This window comes from Kitasatospora viridis (assembly GCF_007829815.1).
GTDB lineage: Bacteria > Actinomycetota > Actinomycetes > Streptomycetales > Streptomycetaceae > Kitasatospora > Kitasatospora viridis.
Genome location: NZ_VIWT01000001.1, coordinates 398,896 through 412,299, shown reverse-complemented (window position 1 = coordinate 412,299; position 13,404 = coordinate 398,896). Strand labels below are relative to the sequence as shown.

The window sequence follows — 13,404 nt, the reverse complement described above, 5'->3', positions numbered from 1 at the left end:
CCCGTCAACCGGTGCCGACGGCGCCGGGGCCGGCTGGCAGGATTCCGGTCCGTGAGCCTCACCATCGACGTCACCGGCCTGCCCGAGGACCGGCTGCTCTTCGCGCCCTCGCCGCTGGCCGAGCTCGCCGCGATGCTGCACCTGCTCGCCGAGCCGGCGCACCACCCGACCCTGCACGGGTGGGCGACCGCGACCGCCGCCCGGCTGCCCACCGAGCTGGCCGACCGGCTGACCGAGGCGGACTTCCTCTGGCGGCACTCCCGGGCCGACTTCCTGATCCCGTCCCGGCCGGGCGCGACGCTCGCCGAGGAGCTGGACGCCGTCGACCGGGTGGACGACGAGCGGTACGCGGCCGCCGCCCTGCTGACCAGCTGCGGGGCCGCCCGGCTCAGCTACCGGCAGTCCGCCTCCCCGCTCACCGACGAGGGCGCCCGGGAGCGGGCCCGGGAGCTCGCGGCGGCCCGCGGGCCCCGGCAGGCGGCCTTCACCGAACTGCTGCTGGCCAAGCCGGGGGAGGTGCGCCGCCGGGTGCGGCGGCTGCTGGAGGAGTGCGGCGAGGCGTTCTTCGCCGACACCTGGCAGCAGCTGCTGCCCTCGCTCGCCGCCGACGCCCGGCACAAGGCCGACCTGCTGGCCCGGCACGGTCTCGCGGCGGCCGTCGCGGCGGTCTCGGGGGCCGCCGCGCTGGAGCAGACGGCGGACGGGCGGCGGCGGATCGTGCTGGACAAGCTCCAGGACACCGCGGTCAGCGCCACCGAGCGGGGCGGCCTGACCTTCGTGCCCAGTGCCTTCGGGCGTCCGCACCTGGTGGCCGTGCACGCCACGGGGTGGCAGCCGACCGTGCAGTACCCGGTGCCGGAGGCGGGGCTGCCGGAGGCCGTCTCGCTCGACCTGGTGCAGCGCCGCCTGGCCGCGCTCGCCCACCCGATCCGCCTGCGGCTGGCCCGCACCATCGCGCGCGGCCCGCACAGCACCGGCGAGCTGGCCGCCGCCTGGCAGCTCACCGCCCCCGAGGTCTCCCGCCACCTCGCCGTGCTGCGCAAGGCTGGCCTGCTGACCGTCCAGCGCCGCGGCCGGTACGTGCTCTACTCGCTGGACCTGGGCACCAGCGCCCGGCTGGGCGCCGACCTGGTGGAGGCGGTGCTGCGCTGACGGGGCGTCAGGCCGGGTAGGCGCGGGTCTGGGCGGCCTTGACGGTGGCCCAGACCCGGGAGCCGGTGGCGAGGTCGAGGTCGTGCACGGCGGTCGGGGTCAGGTCGGCGGCCAGGTCGAGCGGGCCGGCCAGCTCGGCGCGGACCAGGTCGCCGTGCAGGTCGAGGCCGGTGACGGTGAGCTCCCAGCAGTTGCGGGCGCTGCTGTCCGGACGCGACCGGTGCAGGGTGACGGCGGCCGGCGGGAAGGCCGCGAACGCGGGGCCGGTCAGCTCCTCGGCGGTGGCCAGCCGGACCCCGCCCGGCAGCTCGACCTCGCGCCCGGCGGCCTCGCCGCGGTAGAGGTTGAGGCCGACCAGGCGGGCGATGTAGTCGGTGCGCGGGTGCCGGGAGACCTGCTCGGGCGTGCCGGACTGCACCTCGCGCCCCTGCTCGATCACCACCAGCCGGTCGGCCAGCACCATGGCGTCCAGCGGATCGTGCGTCACCAGCACCGCGACCGCCTCGAACTCGGCCAGGTGGCGCCGCAGCTGGGCGCGCACGTCCAGCCGGGTGCGGGCGTCCAGCGCGGCCAGCGGCTCGTCCAGCAGCAGCAGCCGGGGCCGCACCGCGAGCGCCCGGCCGAGCGCCACCCGCTGGGCCTGGCCGCCGGAGAGCCGGCCGGGCCGGGCGGCGGCGTGCTCGGCCAGGCCGAGCCGGTCCAGCCACTCGGCGGCCTCGGCCCGGGCCGCGGCCTTGGCCCGGCCCCGGCAGCGCAGGCCGAAGGCGACGTTGTCCAGCGCGGACAGGTGCGGGAAGAGCAGGTAGTCCTGGAAGACCACGCCGACCGGCCGGTGCTCTGGCGGGACGTGCACCCGGGCGGCCGGGTCGGCCAGCACCGTGCCGTCCAGCGTCAGGCGGCCGCCGTCCAGCGGCAGCAGGCCGGCCAGCGCCCGCAGCGCGGTGGACTTGCCGGCGCCGTTCGGGCCGAGCAGGGCCACCACCTCGCCGGGGCGGGCGGCGAGGGCGAGGTCGAGGTCGAAGCCCGGGCGGGTGACCCGCAGCCGGGCGTCCAGTCCGGCCGGCGCGCTCGGAGCGTCCATCAGCTGATCCTCCGTCACGGCGTGCTCATCCAGCGGCCGCGCAGCCCGGCCAGCACGGCGACGGAGACCGCGAGCAGCACCAGGCTGAGCGCGATCGCCGCCTCCGGGTCGTTCTCCATCGCCAGGTAGACCGCCAGCGGCATGGTCTGGGTGCGGCCGGGGAAGTTGCCCGCGAAGGTGATGGTGGCGCCGAACTCGCCGAGCGCCCGGGCCCAGGCGAGCACCGCCCCGGCCGCCACCCCCGGGGCGACCAGCGGCAGCGTCACCCGGCGGAAGGCGGTCAGCCGGGAGGCGCCGAGGGTGGCCGCGGCCTCCTCGTAGCGGGGGTCGGCGGCCCGCAGCGCGCCCTCCACGCTGATCACCAGGAACGGCATCGCGACGAAGGCCTCGGCCACGATCACGCCGGTGGTGGTGAACGGCAGGGTGTAGCCGAAGGCCGAGTCCAGCCAGCGGCCGACGATCCCGTTGCGGCCCAGCACCAGCAGCAGCGCGACACCGCCGACCACCGGCGGCAGCACCAGCGGCAGGGTGACCAGCGCCCGGACCAGCCGCCGCCCGGGGAACTCGGTGCGGGCCAGCAGCCAGGCCAGCGGCACCCCGAGGACCAGCGAGACGCCGGTCGCCGAGGTGGCGCAGATCAGCGAGAGCTTCAGCGCCTCCCAGACGTCGGCGCTGGACAGCTGCGCCGGCAGCGACCGCCACGGGGCCCGGACCAGCAGCCCGACCAGCGGCAGCACCAGGAACAGCAGCCCGAGCAGCCCCGGCAGCAGCAGTGCCACCGGGATCCGGCTCCGGGAGGCGCGCCGGCTCACTGAGCCGAGGCGGAGGCCGACGGCGCGGCGGACGGCGCGGCGGACGCGGAACCCGACGGCGCGGCCGAGGCCGGGGTGGAGGCGGCACCGGCCGGCTCGCCGCCGGTGGTCGGCTGCTGGAAGCCGGCGGCGGTCAGCACCTGCTCGCCCGCGGCCGACTCGACGAACTCGACGAAGGCCTTGGCCGCCGCCGGGTTGGGCGCCTTGGCGAGGTCGGCGATCGGGTAGTCGTTGATGGCCTTGGCGGCCTCGGCGAAGTCCACACCGTCGATCTTGCCCTGATCGGCCTTCACATCGGTCTGGTAGACGATCGACGCGTCGACCTCGCCCAGCTCGACCTTGGTCAGCGCGCTCTTGACGTCCTGCTCCTGGGTGACCGGGGTCAGGTTGACGCCGCCGATCTTGAGCGCGGACTGCGCCGCCGAGCCGCACGGCACCTGCGGGGCGCACAGCGCGACCTTGATGCCGGGGGCGGCCAGGTCCTTGAGGGTGGCGATGTGCTTCGGGTTGCCCTTGGGGACGGCGATCTCCAGGGTGTTGCGGACGAACACCTTGGGGTCGCTCGCGTTGTCCTTGGCGTCGGTGACGGTCTTCATGGTGGCCGGCGAGGCGGCGGCGAAGACGTCGGCCGGGGCGCCGCTGACGATGCTCTGGGCCAGCTGGGAGCTGCCGCCGAAGTTGAACTTCACCGAGGTGCCCGGGTGGGCGGCCTCGAACTTCTTGCCGAGGTCGGTGAAGGTGCCCTGGAGCGAGGCGGCGGCGAAGACGGTCACGGTGCCGGAGAGGGCCGGCGAGCCGGCGGCGGCCGGGGTGCCCGAGGACTTGGCGCCGCCGCCCGAGCTGGAGCAGGCGGTGAGGCCGACGGCCAGTGCGAGGACGGCGGCGGTCGCGGCGGCGACCCGGGTCGGGGCGGTGATCATGAACGTTCCCCTCCTGCCGGGCCTGGCGGGTCCCGGCGGTGCGGTCAGGTGCGGGCCGGTCCGCCGCGGTGTGCGGCGGAAGAGGGCGGCCCCGGCGGCGGACCCGCTGCTGCTCGGACCCGTGTCGGAACGCGTCTGGGCTTGCAGGTGCGGCCGCCGTGGCGATCATAGTGCCGCAAATGCAAGCCTTGAATCCCTTGTGTCTTCGCACAGGCCGGTTCACCGGAGCCCGCTGCCCCGCTGTGCGAACGCGCACCCCGGTGAGCTGCGGCGACGCACCGGAGCGCGGTGCTGACCGGGAGTGGCCGATTTGGACCGTACGCTGACAAATATGATCACGCGTCAGCACGGCCGGCCGACCGGACCGCGCTCCCCGGAGCACTGGACGGCGCTGCTCGACGGCTTCCGCCGGACCAGGACCGCCGCCCCCGGGGAGCACGGCCGGTCGGCCGCCGTGCTCGGCCACGAGATCGCCCTCGGCGCCCCCGCCGCGCTCGCCGCCGCCCTCTTCGACCCGGTCGCCGGACCGGGCGCGGCCGGCGAGCGGGACGGCTGGGTCGGCCCGCTCTGGGAGGTACTGGCCCGCCGGCACACCTGGGCCGTGCTGGCCCCGCTGCCGCTGCCCGCGCCGGTCCGCACCCTGGTCGCGCACACCAGGGTGCTGCTCGGCGACCGGCTGGCGCAGGATCAGCAGGGCCTGACGGGCGATCAGCACCGCGCCGGCCCCGCGCCGCTCGACCTGCACCCCTGGGAGACGGCCGGCTGGGAGCCCGCCGCCCGGGTCACCGTCTACGGGCGGGACGGCCGGGCGGCCACCGCGCACTACCCCCTCCCGGACAGCCGGGAGGGCCTGGCCCCGATGCCGCTGCCGCCGCCCGCCCGGCCGCTGCCCGGGCCGGTCCGCCCGGCCACGGCCGCGCTGGCCGCCCTCGGCGACTGGCTGGACGCCCGCTGCACCATGGGCACCGCCCCGCAGGCCGCCGCGCTGCTCTGCCCGGCCGCCCGGACCGGCCCGGTCACCGCCGGCTACCTGCCGTTCGCCGCCGCCTACCCCGCCCTGGTCCGGGTCGGCTCCGGGGTCGGCGCGCACGGGCGCTCGCAGGGCGCGGCGCGCGGCCGGCTCGCCGTCTGGCGGGTGCTGGCCGCGATGGCCGACCCGCTGGGGCGCTGCGGGCCGGCCGAGGTGGACGCGCTGGTCGCCCGGATGCGTTGCTTCACCTGGTGCGAGCCGGCCGACGAGATCTGGCACCTGCACCTGGCGCTGGAGGATCCGGCCAGCGGGCTGGCCTGGGCGGTCAGCGGGCGGGACGACGGCTGACCCGGACAGGGCGAGCGGGCCCCGCCGCCGGTCTTTGGCGGATCCTCCAAGTATGGTGGGGCGGTCGACTGTGCTGCTGGTACGGGGAGGACCGCAGGCGTGACACGGGTATTGGTGGTGGACGACCAGGCGCTGATCCGGGTCGCCCTGGCCGCGCTGCTGCGCTCCATGCCCGGTCTGGAGGTGGTGGGGGAGGCCGCGTCCGGGACCGAGGCGATCGCGCTGGCCGCCGCGACCCGGCCGGACGTGGTGCTGATGGACATCCGGATGCCCGGGGGTCCGGACGGCATCGCGGCCACCGCCCGGATCCTCGCGGAGGCCGTCGAGCCGGCGCCCCGGGTGATCATGCTGACCACCTTCGACCTGGACGAGTACGTGCACGCCGCGCTGCGCGCCGGGGCCGCCGGGTTCCTGGTGAAGGACACCCCGCCGGAGCGGCTGCTGGCCGCCGTCGAGACGGTGGCGGCGGGGGACATGCTCTTCTCGCCGAGTGTGGTCGACCGGCTGGTCGACGCCTGCGCCGACCGGGTGGACGCGGTGCCGCTGGGCGGGAACCCGCCCGACCTGGACCCGTTGACGGGCCGTGAGCTGGACGTGCTGCGGCTGGTCGGGCGGGGGCTGTCCAACCCGGAGATCGCGGAGCGGCTGCTGGTCAGCGTGGCCACCGTGAAGACCCACCTGAACCGGGCGATGGCCAAGCTCAACCTCTCCAGCCGGGCCCAGGCGGTGGTGCTGGCCTACGAGAGCGGCCTGGTGACGCCGGGGCGGACGGCCTGACCCGCCGTCAGGGGTAACCGGCGGGCGGCCGGTTCGTTGTACCGGGTGGAGCGGAGAGCACTGCGGCACTGAGCTAAGGTTAGCCTTACCTAACCTTGGAGGTGCCGTGACCCTCATCGCCCCTGCCGACGAGCTGTCCGCCCCGCCCGCGGAGGCGATCCTGCGCCGCCAGCGGGTGCGCGAGTCGGCCGCCCGGACCTACGCCCGCTCCTTCCCGATCGTGCCCGTGCGGGCCAGCGGGATGACCGTCGAAGGCGCCGACGGCCGCCGCTACCTGGACTGCCTGGCCGGCGCCGGCACCCTCGCCCTCGGCCACAACCACCCGGTGGTGCTCGCCGCCATCCGCCGCACCCTGGACAGCGGCGCCCCGCTGCACCTGCTCGACCTGGCCACCGCCGAGAAGGACGACTTCACCACCACCCTGCTGGAGAGCCTGCCCGCCGAGTTCGCGGACGGCGCCCGGGTGCACTTCTGCGGCCCGGCCGGCACTGACGCCGTCGAGGCGGCGCTCAAGCTGATGCAGACCGCCACCGGCCGGCGCGGCACCCTCGCCTTCACCGGCGGCTACCACGGGATGACGGCGGGCGCGCTCGCGGTCAGCGGCAACGTGGCCGTCAAGGAGGCGCTGCCCAGCGGCGGCGAGGTCACCCGGCTGCCCTACCCCTTCGCCTACCGCTGCCCGTTCGGGCTCGGCGGGGAAGCGGGCGAGCGGGTCGCCGCCCGCTACACCGAGCGGCTGCTGGACGACCCGGCGGGCGGGGTGCTGCCGCCCGCCGCGATGATCCTGGAAGCCGTGCAGGGCGAGGGCGGCGCCGTGCCCGCGCCCGACGGCTGGCTGCGCGAGATGCGCCGGATCACCGCCGAGCGCGGCATCCCGCTGATCGTCGACGAGGTGCAGACCGGGGTGGGCCGCACCGGCGCGATGTGGGCCGTGCAGCACAGCGGGATCGTGCCCGACGCGATGGTGCTCTCCAAGGCGATCGGCGGCAGCCTGCCGCTCGCCGTGCTGGTCTACCGGCCGCAGTTCGACGGCTGGCGCCCCGGTGCGCACACCGGCACCTTCCGGGGCAACACGCTGGCCATGGCGGCCGGCGCGGCCACCCTGCGGTACGTGGCCGAGCACGGGCTGGCCGACCGCGCCGACCGGGTCGGGCGGTTCCTGACGGGCGAACTGACGCAGCTGCAGCAGCGGTTGCCGGTGATCGGCGACGTCCGCGGGCGCGGGCTGATGATCGGCGTGGAACTGGTGGACCCGGCCGGCGAACCGGACGCGTGCGGCGCCCGCCCGGCCGACCCGGCGCTCGCCGTGCGGGTCCGCGAGGCCTGCCTGGCGCGCGGGCTGATCGTCGAACTGGGCGGGCGGCACGACGCGGTGCTGCGGCTACTGCCCCCGCTCACCATCACCGACGAACAGGCCCGGGCGGTGCTGGACCGGCTCGCCGAGGCGATCGAGGCGGCCGCCCGGGAGGCGCGGTGACCGCCAGGCCGGACCCGACGGCGCTGGCCGGCGGGGTGGCCGGGCCGGCGGCGCTGCGGCCGCTGGTGGAGACGGTGCTGACCGCGCTCGCCGACGGGGCGGCGGCGCGCGGCGGGCCGGTGGCGGCGGGCCGGCCGGACGAGCTCGCCGCCGGGGTGCGCAAGGTGCTCGACGGTGCGTCAGCCGATCCGCTGTCAGAGCTGACCCGGCTGCTGGCCGAGGGCGCGGCCGACCCCGCCGACCCGGCCTGCGCCGCCCACCTGCACTGCCCGCCGCTGGCCGTCGCGGTGGCGGCCGACCTCGCGGTCAGCGCGCTCAACCCCTCGCTGGACTCCTGGGACCAGGCGCCCGCCGCGACCGTGCTGGAGACCGAACTGATCGGCGAACTCGCCGAACTGGTCGGCTACCCGCGGGAGACGGCCGCCGGGGTGCTGACCTCCGGCGGGACGGAGTCCAACCTGCTCGCCCTGCTGCTGGCCCGGGACACCGTGCTCGCGGCCGACGGCCGCCGGGTCGAGCTGGACGGCGTCGACCCGGCCCGCCGGCCCCGGCTCTTCGCCTCCGCCGCCGCGCACTTCTCGGTGCAGCGCGCGGCCGCCGTGCTCGGGCTCGGTGAGCGCGCCGTGGTCCCGGTGCCGGTGGACGGCGCGCAGCGGATGGACCTGCGGGCGCTCGCCGCCGCGCTGGCCGCGGCCCGGCGGGCGGGGGAGACCCCGGTCGCCGTGGTGGCCACCGCAGGAACCACCGACACGGGCGCGATCGACCCGCTGCCCGCCTGCGCCGACCTGGCCGCCGAGCACGGCGCCTGGCTGCACGTGGACGCGGCCTACGGCGGCGGCGCGCTGCTCAGCGACCGGCTGGCCCCGCTGCTCGCCGGGGTGGAGCGGGCCGACTCGATCGCGCTGGACTGGCACAAGCTCGGCTGGCAGCCGGTCGCCGCCGGGGTCTTCCTGGCCCGCCGCGAGCAGAGCTACGCCTCGCTGGCCCGCCGGGCCGCCTACCTCAACCCGGCCGACGACGAGGCGGCCGGCTACCCCAGCCTGCTCGGCCGCTCGCTGCGCACCACCCGCCGGGCCGACGCCTTCCCGATCGCGGTCACCCTGCGCACCGTGGGCCGGGCCGGGCTCGGGCGGCTGGTGGAGCGCTGCCACGAGCTGGCCGGGTACGCGGCGCGGCGGATCCGCTCCCACCCGGAGCTCGAACTCTGGGGCGACCCCGCGCTGACCACGGTGCTGTTCCGGCTGCGCGGCCTGGACGACGCCCAGCACGCGCGGCTGCGCCGCCGGCTGCTGGCCACCGGCCGCGCGGTGCTGGGTCGTGCGGAGGTGGGTGGTGCGGAGGTGGGTCGTGCGGAGGTGGGTGGTGCGGGGCTGCCGCCCCTCACCACCTGGCTGAAGCTCACCGTGCTCAACCCGCACGCCACCGAGTCCGATCTGGACCGGCTGCTCGCCGAAGTCCTCCGCACCGCCCACGAGTCGGGCTGACCGCCGGGCACTCGGGAAACGGGGCGGAAAGGAGCGCGGCGGGAATTCCGGGGAGCGGTTGGAAATCTTCGGGTACGCAGGTCTTTCGGCCAGCCGGGAGGCTGTTTTCGGCCACGGCAGTGCGATATTCCGCCAACCGGAGGGTATTTGTTGCGAAGGTCCGCAGCGGCGGCGATAACGTCGGGTAGTCGCCGCCACACCGGGAGCACACGGCTCCACTGGGACTAGCGGCGTGCACGAGGGGGATCCGTCATGCGCAACCGCGTTATCGCGGTGTCTGCGGCATGTCGTAGCGATCGGACGCGGCCCGTACCGGCCCCGGCGTCCGTGGTGGCCACCCCCGACGGCATGCCGCCGGTCGCGGCATGCGCGACCTGAACCCGTAACCAGCCGTCCGCCCTGGGCCGTCGCGCCCGGCGGACGTGAATTCCGCATGGCCATTCGCTGAACCCACTGTCGAACACCCGCCGGAGCTTGCGCACGCCTGCGCATTCCCGGGTGCTGCCGTGCGCCTTTTTCCTTCGCCTTTCCTTCCCCCGTCGCTTTCCCGCTCCCGCTGCGACCGCCCCGGAGGCCGCGTGTTGACTCTCCCGAACTCTCCGAACTTTCCGAACGGCCCGCTCCCGTCGTTCCAGGCGGTTCCGTTCTCCGACCGCTGCCGCCGGCTCTGGGGCGACGGCGACCACCTGCTGATCGGGGTGAGCCCCGGGAACAGCTACTTCAGCGCCGGGCGGATCGCCGAACTCGTCCGCTGGGCCCGGGAATCCTTCGACCGGGTGGACGTGGTGCACGCCGACCTGCACGTCGCCGCGCAGTTCGAGGCGGCCGGCTACACCGCCGAACACGCCGAGCGCCGGGCCGCCAAGGAGGTCAAGGCGACCGCCCGGCGGATCCGCAGCGGCGTTGAGCAGGCCGGCCGCAGCGGCGTCCACTGCCACCCGCTCTCCGCGTTCACCGGCGACCCGGCCTACCGGCGGCTGCGCGCCACCGTGGACCTGGCGCTCGAAGGGGACGCGGAACTCGCCGCGGCCGCCGAGGGCATGGCCCGCTCCTTCCTGGCCGCCCGGCTGACCCCCGACCACCGGCCCACCCCGACCCAGCTCGCCGCCGGGCTCGACTACATAGCCGCCGAGCTGCCGTTCTTCCTGGACACCCCCGCGCTGCTCGGGGTGCGCAGCTCGATCAGCTGCTACCACCTCGAACTGCCGCTGACCCCGGTGCTGTTCGGCCGCGCGCACGGCCTGCGCGCGCAGCCCCGGCAGGGCTACGCGGTGGTCCGGCCGGCCCCCGTGCTCGCCGCCGTCTGACCGCAGATCACCCGACGAACCGTCAACCACCGTTACTTTGAGGAGAAGAGCACTGTGAGTGCCAGCGCTGTCCCGTTCCCGCTCGCCCGGCGCGGCGACCTGCTCGACCCGCAGGCGCTGCGGCTCTGCGCCGAGCAGCCGATCACCCGGGTCCGCACCATGACCGGCGACCCCGCCTGGCTGGTGAGCAGCCACCGACTGGCCGTCCAGGTGCTGGAGGACGAGCGGTTCAGCCTCAAGGACACCGCCAACCCGGGCGTGCCGCGGCAGTACGCGCTGACCATCCCGCCGGAGGTGGTCAACAACATGGGCAACATCAACAGCGCGGGCCTGCGCGAGGCCGTCATGAAGGCGCTCTCGCCGCGCGCCGACCGGGAGTTGGACGGCTGGCTGACCGCCGAGGCGGAGCGCCTGCTGGACGCCGTCCGGGCCGAGGGCGCGCCCGCCGACCTGCGCTCCGCCTTCGCGGACCCGTACTCGGCGGCGCTGCACTGCCGGTTGCTGGGGATCCCGGCCACCGACTGGCGCCGGCTGATGGCCGGGATCGACCTGGCCTTCGTCACCAGCCCGCAGCCCTTCGAAGGGTCGGCCCCCAACTGGTACAAGGACCTCGGCTACCTGGTCGACCACCTGAAGGCCGGCCCGACGCAGGGCCTGCTCGGCCGGTTCGCACCGCTGCGGGCCTCGGTCGACGACGAGCTGCTCGCCACCGTCGCGCTCTCGCTCTTCGGCGCGGGCGCGGTGAGCACCTCGGCCTTCCTGCAGTACGCGATCATCGCGCTGGCCGAGCGCCCCGAGCTGGCCGACCGGCTGCGTGCCGAACCCGAGCTGATCGGGCGGGCGGTGGAGGAGCTGCTGCGGGTCAACCTGTCGATCGGGGACGCGCTGCCCCGGCTCGCGCTCGCCGACGTGCGCGTGGGCGGGGAGCTGGTGCGGGCCGGGGAGCTGGTGCTGGTGCTGGTGGAGGGGGCCAACCACGACCCGGCCGTCTTCCCGGACCCGGAGCGGATCGACTTCGACCGGGCGGACGGCCCGCACCTGTCCTTCGGCGCCGGCCGGCACTTCTGCCCGGCCTCCGCGCTCGGCCGCACCCACGCGCAGATCGCCCTGACCGTGCTGGTGGAGCGGCTGCCCGGGCTGCGCCTCGCCCTGCCGGCGGACCAGCTGGCCTGGCGGCCCGGCTTCATCAAGCGGCTGCCCGAGCGGCTGCCCGTGCTCTGGTAGCCGGGCCGGTCGAGCGCGTCGACCCGCTCCGGGCGGCCGTCCCGGTGGCGGCTGCGACACCGGCCGCAGCCGGTGTCGCAGCCGCCACCGGCTGAGTAGGCCGCTGAGCAGGCTGCTGAGTAGGCCGCCGGGCGCGCCGCTACTCGGGCAGGCCCAGCAGGATCGCCCGGGTCCGCTCCCAGGTCTGCGGGTCGCAGGCGACCAGCAGACCGTCCACGCCGCCCGGCGGGTCGGCCCGGTAGGGGGAGCCGTCGAGCCGGGCCGAGACGCCGCCGGCCTCGCGCACCAGCAGCGAGCCGGGGGCGTGGTCCCACGGGAGGGTGTGCCAGTAGAGCAGGAACTCCAGCTCGCCGTCGGCCACCAGGGGGTACTCCATGCCGGCCGAGCGCCTGCCGCCGGTCAGCTGGCCGAAGGCCGGTATTCGGGTGTCCAGGCCGGGGAAGAGGCCGGGGCGGCGCAGGTAGTGCTTGACCGAGCCGCGCCACTGCTGCGGCCGCTCGCCGGCCGGCGCCCGGGTCAGCCGGTGGCCGTCCCGCCAGGCCCCGGCGCCGAGTTCGGCCACGTAGCTGGTGCGGGTCATCGGCTGCCAGATCCAGGAGGCCACCGCCTCGCCGTCCCGGACCAGCGAGGCCATCACGGCGAAGTCGGGGCGGCCGGCGACGAAGTTGGCGGTGCCGTCCACCGGGTCGACCAGCCAGCAGGCGGGCTCGGTGTGCAGCGCCCGGGCCAGTGCCGGGTCGGCCGCCACCGCCTCCTCGCCGACCACCGGCACCGGCAGCAGCTCGCGCAGCCGGCGGGTGATGATCAGCTCGGCCTCCCGGTCGGCGACGGTCACCACGTCGCCCGGAGCCTTCTCCATCACCTCGCCCGCCGCCAGGGCCCGGAACCGCGGCTCGACGGCCTCGGCGGACGCCTCGCTGAGGATCTCCGCCACCTTCTCCATGAGCACGCCGGCACGCTCCCTTCCGTTCGCTACCACTCTCGCACGGTCGAGGTGGTGCGACCTTCCCCAGCCCGGCGAACGGTGGGGGCCTGAGGGGGCGTCACCCCGTCCGGTGACGGCGCAGCAGTTCCTCGTACTCCGCGCGCACCCGGCGGTCCAGGGCGAGCCCGATCTGGGCGTCGGCCACGGTGCGGGCCAGCGGGCGGATCCGGTGCAGCTGCTCGGTCAGGTGGGCCGCCTCGCCCGGCGGCAGCGGCTCCTCCGCGGCGAGCGCGCCGAGCAGTTGGTCGCGGATCAGGCCGACGAACACCTCGGCGATCGCGTCGGCGAACTCCTGCGCCTTGCGGGCGGTGTCGAGCACGGCCGCCAGCGGGATGTCCTCGTGGACCAGGGCCACGGTGGCGTCCATCAGCCGCCGGCTGACGTGGGTGATCCCGTCGTCGGTGACGGTGATGTAGCCCTGGGCCAGCGACTCGGCGGTGTTGGCCTCGGTCAGCTGGTCGCCGAAGGCGGCGCGCAGCTCGGTCCAGCCGAGCGAGACCGGGGTCTCGTCGGACCAGGGGGAGATGATCGCGTCGGCCAGGCCGATCAGCTCGGCCACCTCGCGCCCGCGCTCGCCGGCGCCGATCAGCTCGGCGATGCCGCCGAGGGTGTGGCCGCGCTCCAGCAGCTCGGCGATCATCCGCAGCCGGGCCAGGTGGGCCTCGCCGTACCAGGCGATCCGGCCCTCCTTGCGCGGTGGCGGGAGCAGCTTGCGCTCGCGGTAGAAGCGGAGCGTGCGGGTGGTGATCCCGGCGGCCTCGGCGAGCTCCTCCACCCGGTACTCGCGGGCCTGCTCCGGCTCGTTCTCGGTCTGCGCCACGGGGCCCAGCATAGGGCTCGGCGTGCGGGAATTCCGCCTCTCCCGAC

Annotated in this window: 11 protein-coding genes and 1 pseudogene; 7 read left to right on the top strand and 5 right to left on the bottom strand. The window is 76.0% G+C overall.

Annotated features, from left to right (window positions below):
• Positions 1-51: 51 nt before the first annotated feature.
• The gene (locus FHX73_RS01875; RefSeq protein WP_145902935.1) at positions 52-1,152 is read left to right on the top strand and encodes a DUF5937 family protein; all 1,101 of its coding nucleotides are present in this window, start codon (positions 52-54) and stop codon (positions 1,150-1,152) included.
• A gap of 7 nt (positions 1,153-1,159) precedes the next feature.
• On the opposite strand, the pseudogene FHX73_RS01870 reads toward FHX73_RS01875, so the two are convergent.
• The 3 genes and pseudogenes from FHX73_RS01870 to modA form a co-directional block, all read right to left on the bottom strand.
• A pseudogene (locus FHX73_RS01870) lies at positions 1,160-2,158 on the bottom strand (ABC transporter ATP-binding protein); the annotation flags it as partial.
• A gap of 89 nt (positions 2,159-2,247) precedes the next feature.
• A complete protein-coding gene (gene modB, locus FHX73_RS01865; RefSeq protein ID WP_145902934.1) occupies positions 2,248-3,045 on the bottom strand; it encodes a molybdate ABC transporter permease subunit in 798 nt (265 codons plus the stop codon).
• Entirely contained in the window at positions 3,042-3,965 is a 924-nt protein-coding gene (modA, locus tag FHX73_RS01860; protein WP_145902933.1) for a molybdate ABC transporter substrate-binding protein, read from the bottom strand. Before modA ends, modB begins: the two co-directional genes overlap by 4 nt.
• A 331-nt stretch (positions 3,966-4,296) precedes the next feature.
• On the opposite strand from modA, the gene FHX73_RS01855 reads away from it, so the two are divergent.
• The 6 genes from FHX73_RS01855 (at position 4,297) to FHX73_RS01830 (ending at position 11,552) form a co-directional block, all read left to right on the top strand.
• Complete coding sequence (locus FHX73_RS01855; protein WP_145902932.1) at positions 4,297-5,283, top strand: hypothetical protein; 987 nt, start codon at positions 4,297-4,299, stop codon at positions 5,281-5,283.
• A 99-nt stretch (positions 5,284-5,382) separates the two neighbouring features.
• Entirely contained in the window at positions 5,383-6,060 is a 678-nt protein-coding gene (locus FHX73_RS01850; RefSeq protein WP_145902931.1) for a response regulator, read from the top strand.
• A 106-nt stretch (positions 6,061-6,166) separates the two neighbouring features.
• A complete protein-coding gene (locus tag FHX73_RS01845; RefSeq protein WP_211786111.1) occupies positions 6,167-7,537 on the top strand; it encodes a diaminobutyrate--2-oxoglutarate transaminase family protein in 1,371 nt (456 codons plus the stop codon).
• Positions 7,534-9,021 carry a pyridoxal phosphate-dependent decarboxylase family protein gene (locus FHX73_RS01840; RefSeq protein ID WP_211786110.1) on the top strand — a complete coding sequence of 496 codons (1,488 nt, stop codon included), beginning with the start codon at positions 7,534-7,536 and terminating at the stop codon, positions 9,019-9,021. Before FHX73_RS01845 ends, FHX73_RS01840 begins: the two co-directional genes overlap by 4 nt.
• A 578-nt stretch (positions 9,022-9,599) precedes the next feature.
• Complete coding sequence (locus FHX73_RS01835) at positions 9,600-10,328, top strand: tRNA-dependent cyclodipeptide synthase (RefSeq protein ID WP_246213303.1); 729 nt, start codon at positions 9,600-9,602, stop codon at positions 10,326-10,328.
• 54 nt (positions 10,329-10,382) lie between these two features.
• A complete protein-coding gene (locus FHX73_RS01830; RefSeq protein ID WP_246213302.1) occupies positions 10,383-11,552 on the top strand; it encodes a cytochrome P450 in 1,170 nt (389 codons plus the stop codon).
• Between the two features lie 139 nt (positions 11,553-11,691).
• On the opposite strand, the gene FHX73_RS01825 is transcribed toward FHX73_RS01830, so the two are convergent.
• Together FHX73_RS01825 and FHX73_RS01820 are read right to left on the bottom strand one after the other, a co-directional pair.
• Positions 11,692-12,495, bottom strand: a complete 804-nt coding sequence (locus tag FHX73_RS01825) for an inositol monophosphatase family protein (RefSeq protein WP_170305044.1) — start codon at positions 12,493-12,495, stop codon at positions 11,692-11,694.
• 100 nt (positions 12,496-12,595) lie between these two features.
• A complete protein-coding gene (locus FHX73_RS01820) occupies positions 12,596-13,357 on the bottom strand; it encodes a MerR family transcriptional regulator (RefSeq protein ID WP_342795276.1) in 762 nt (253 codons plus the stop codon).
• Between the last annotated feature and the right edge of the window lie 47 nt (positions 13,358-13,404).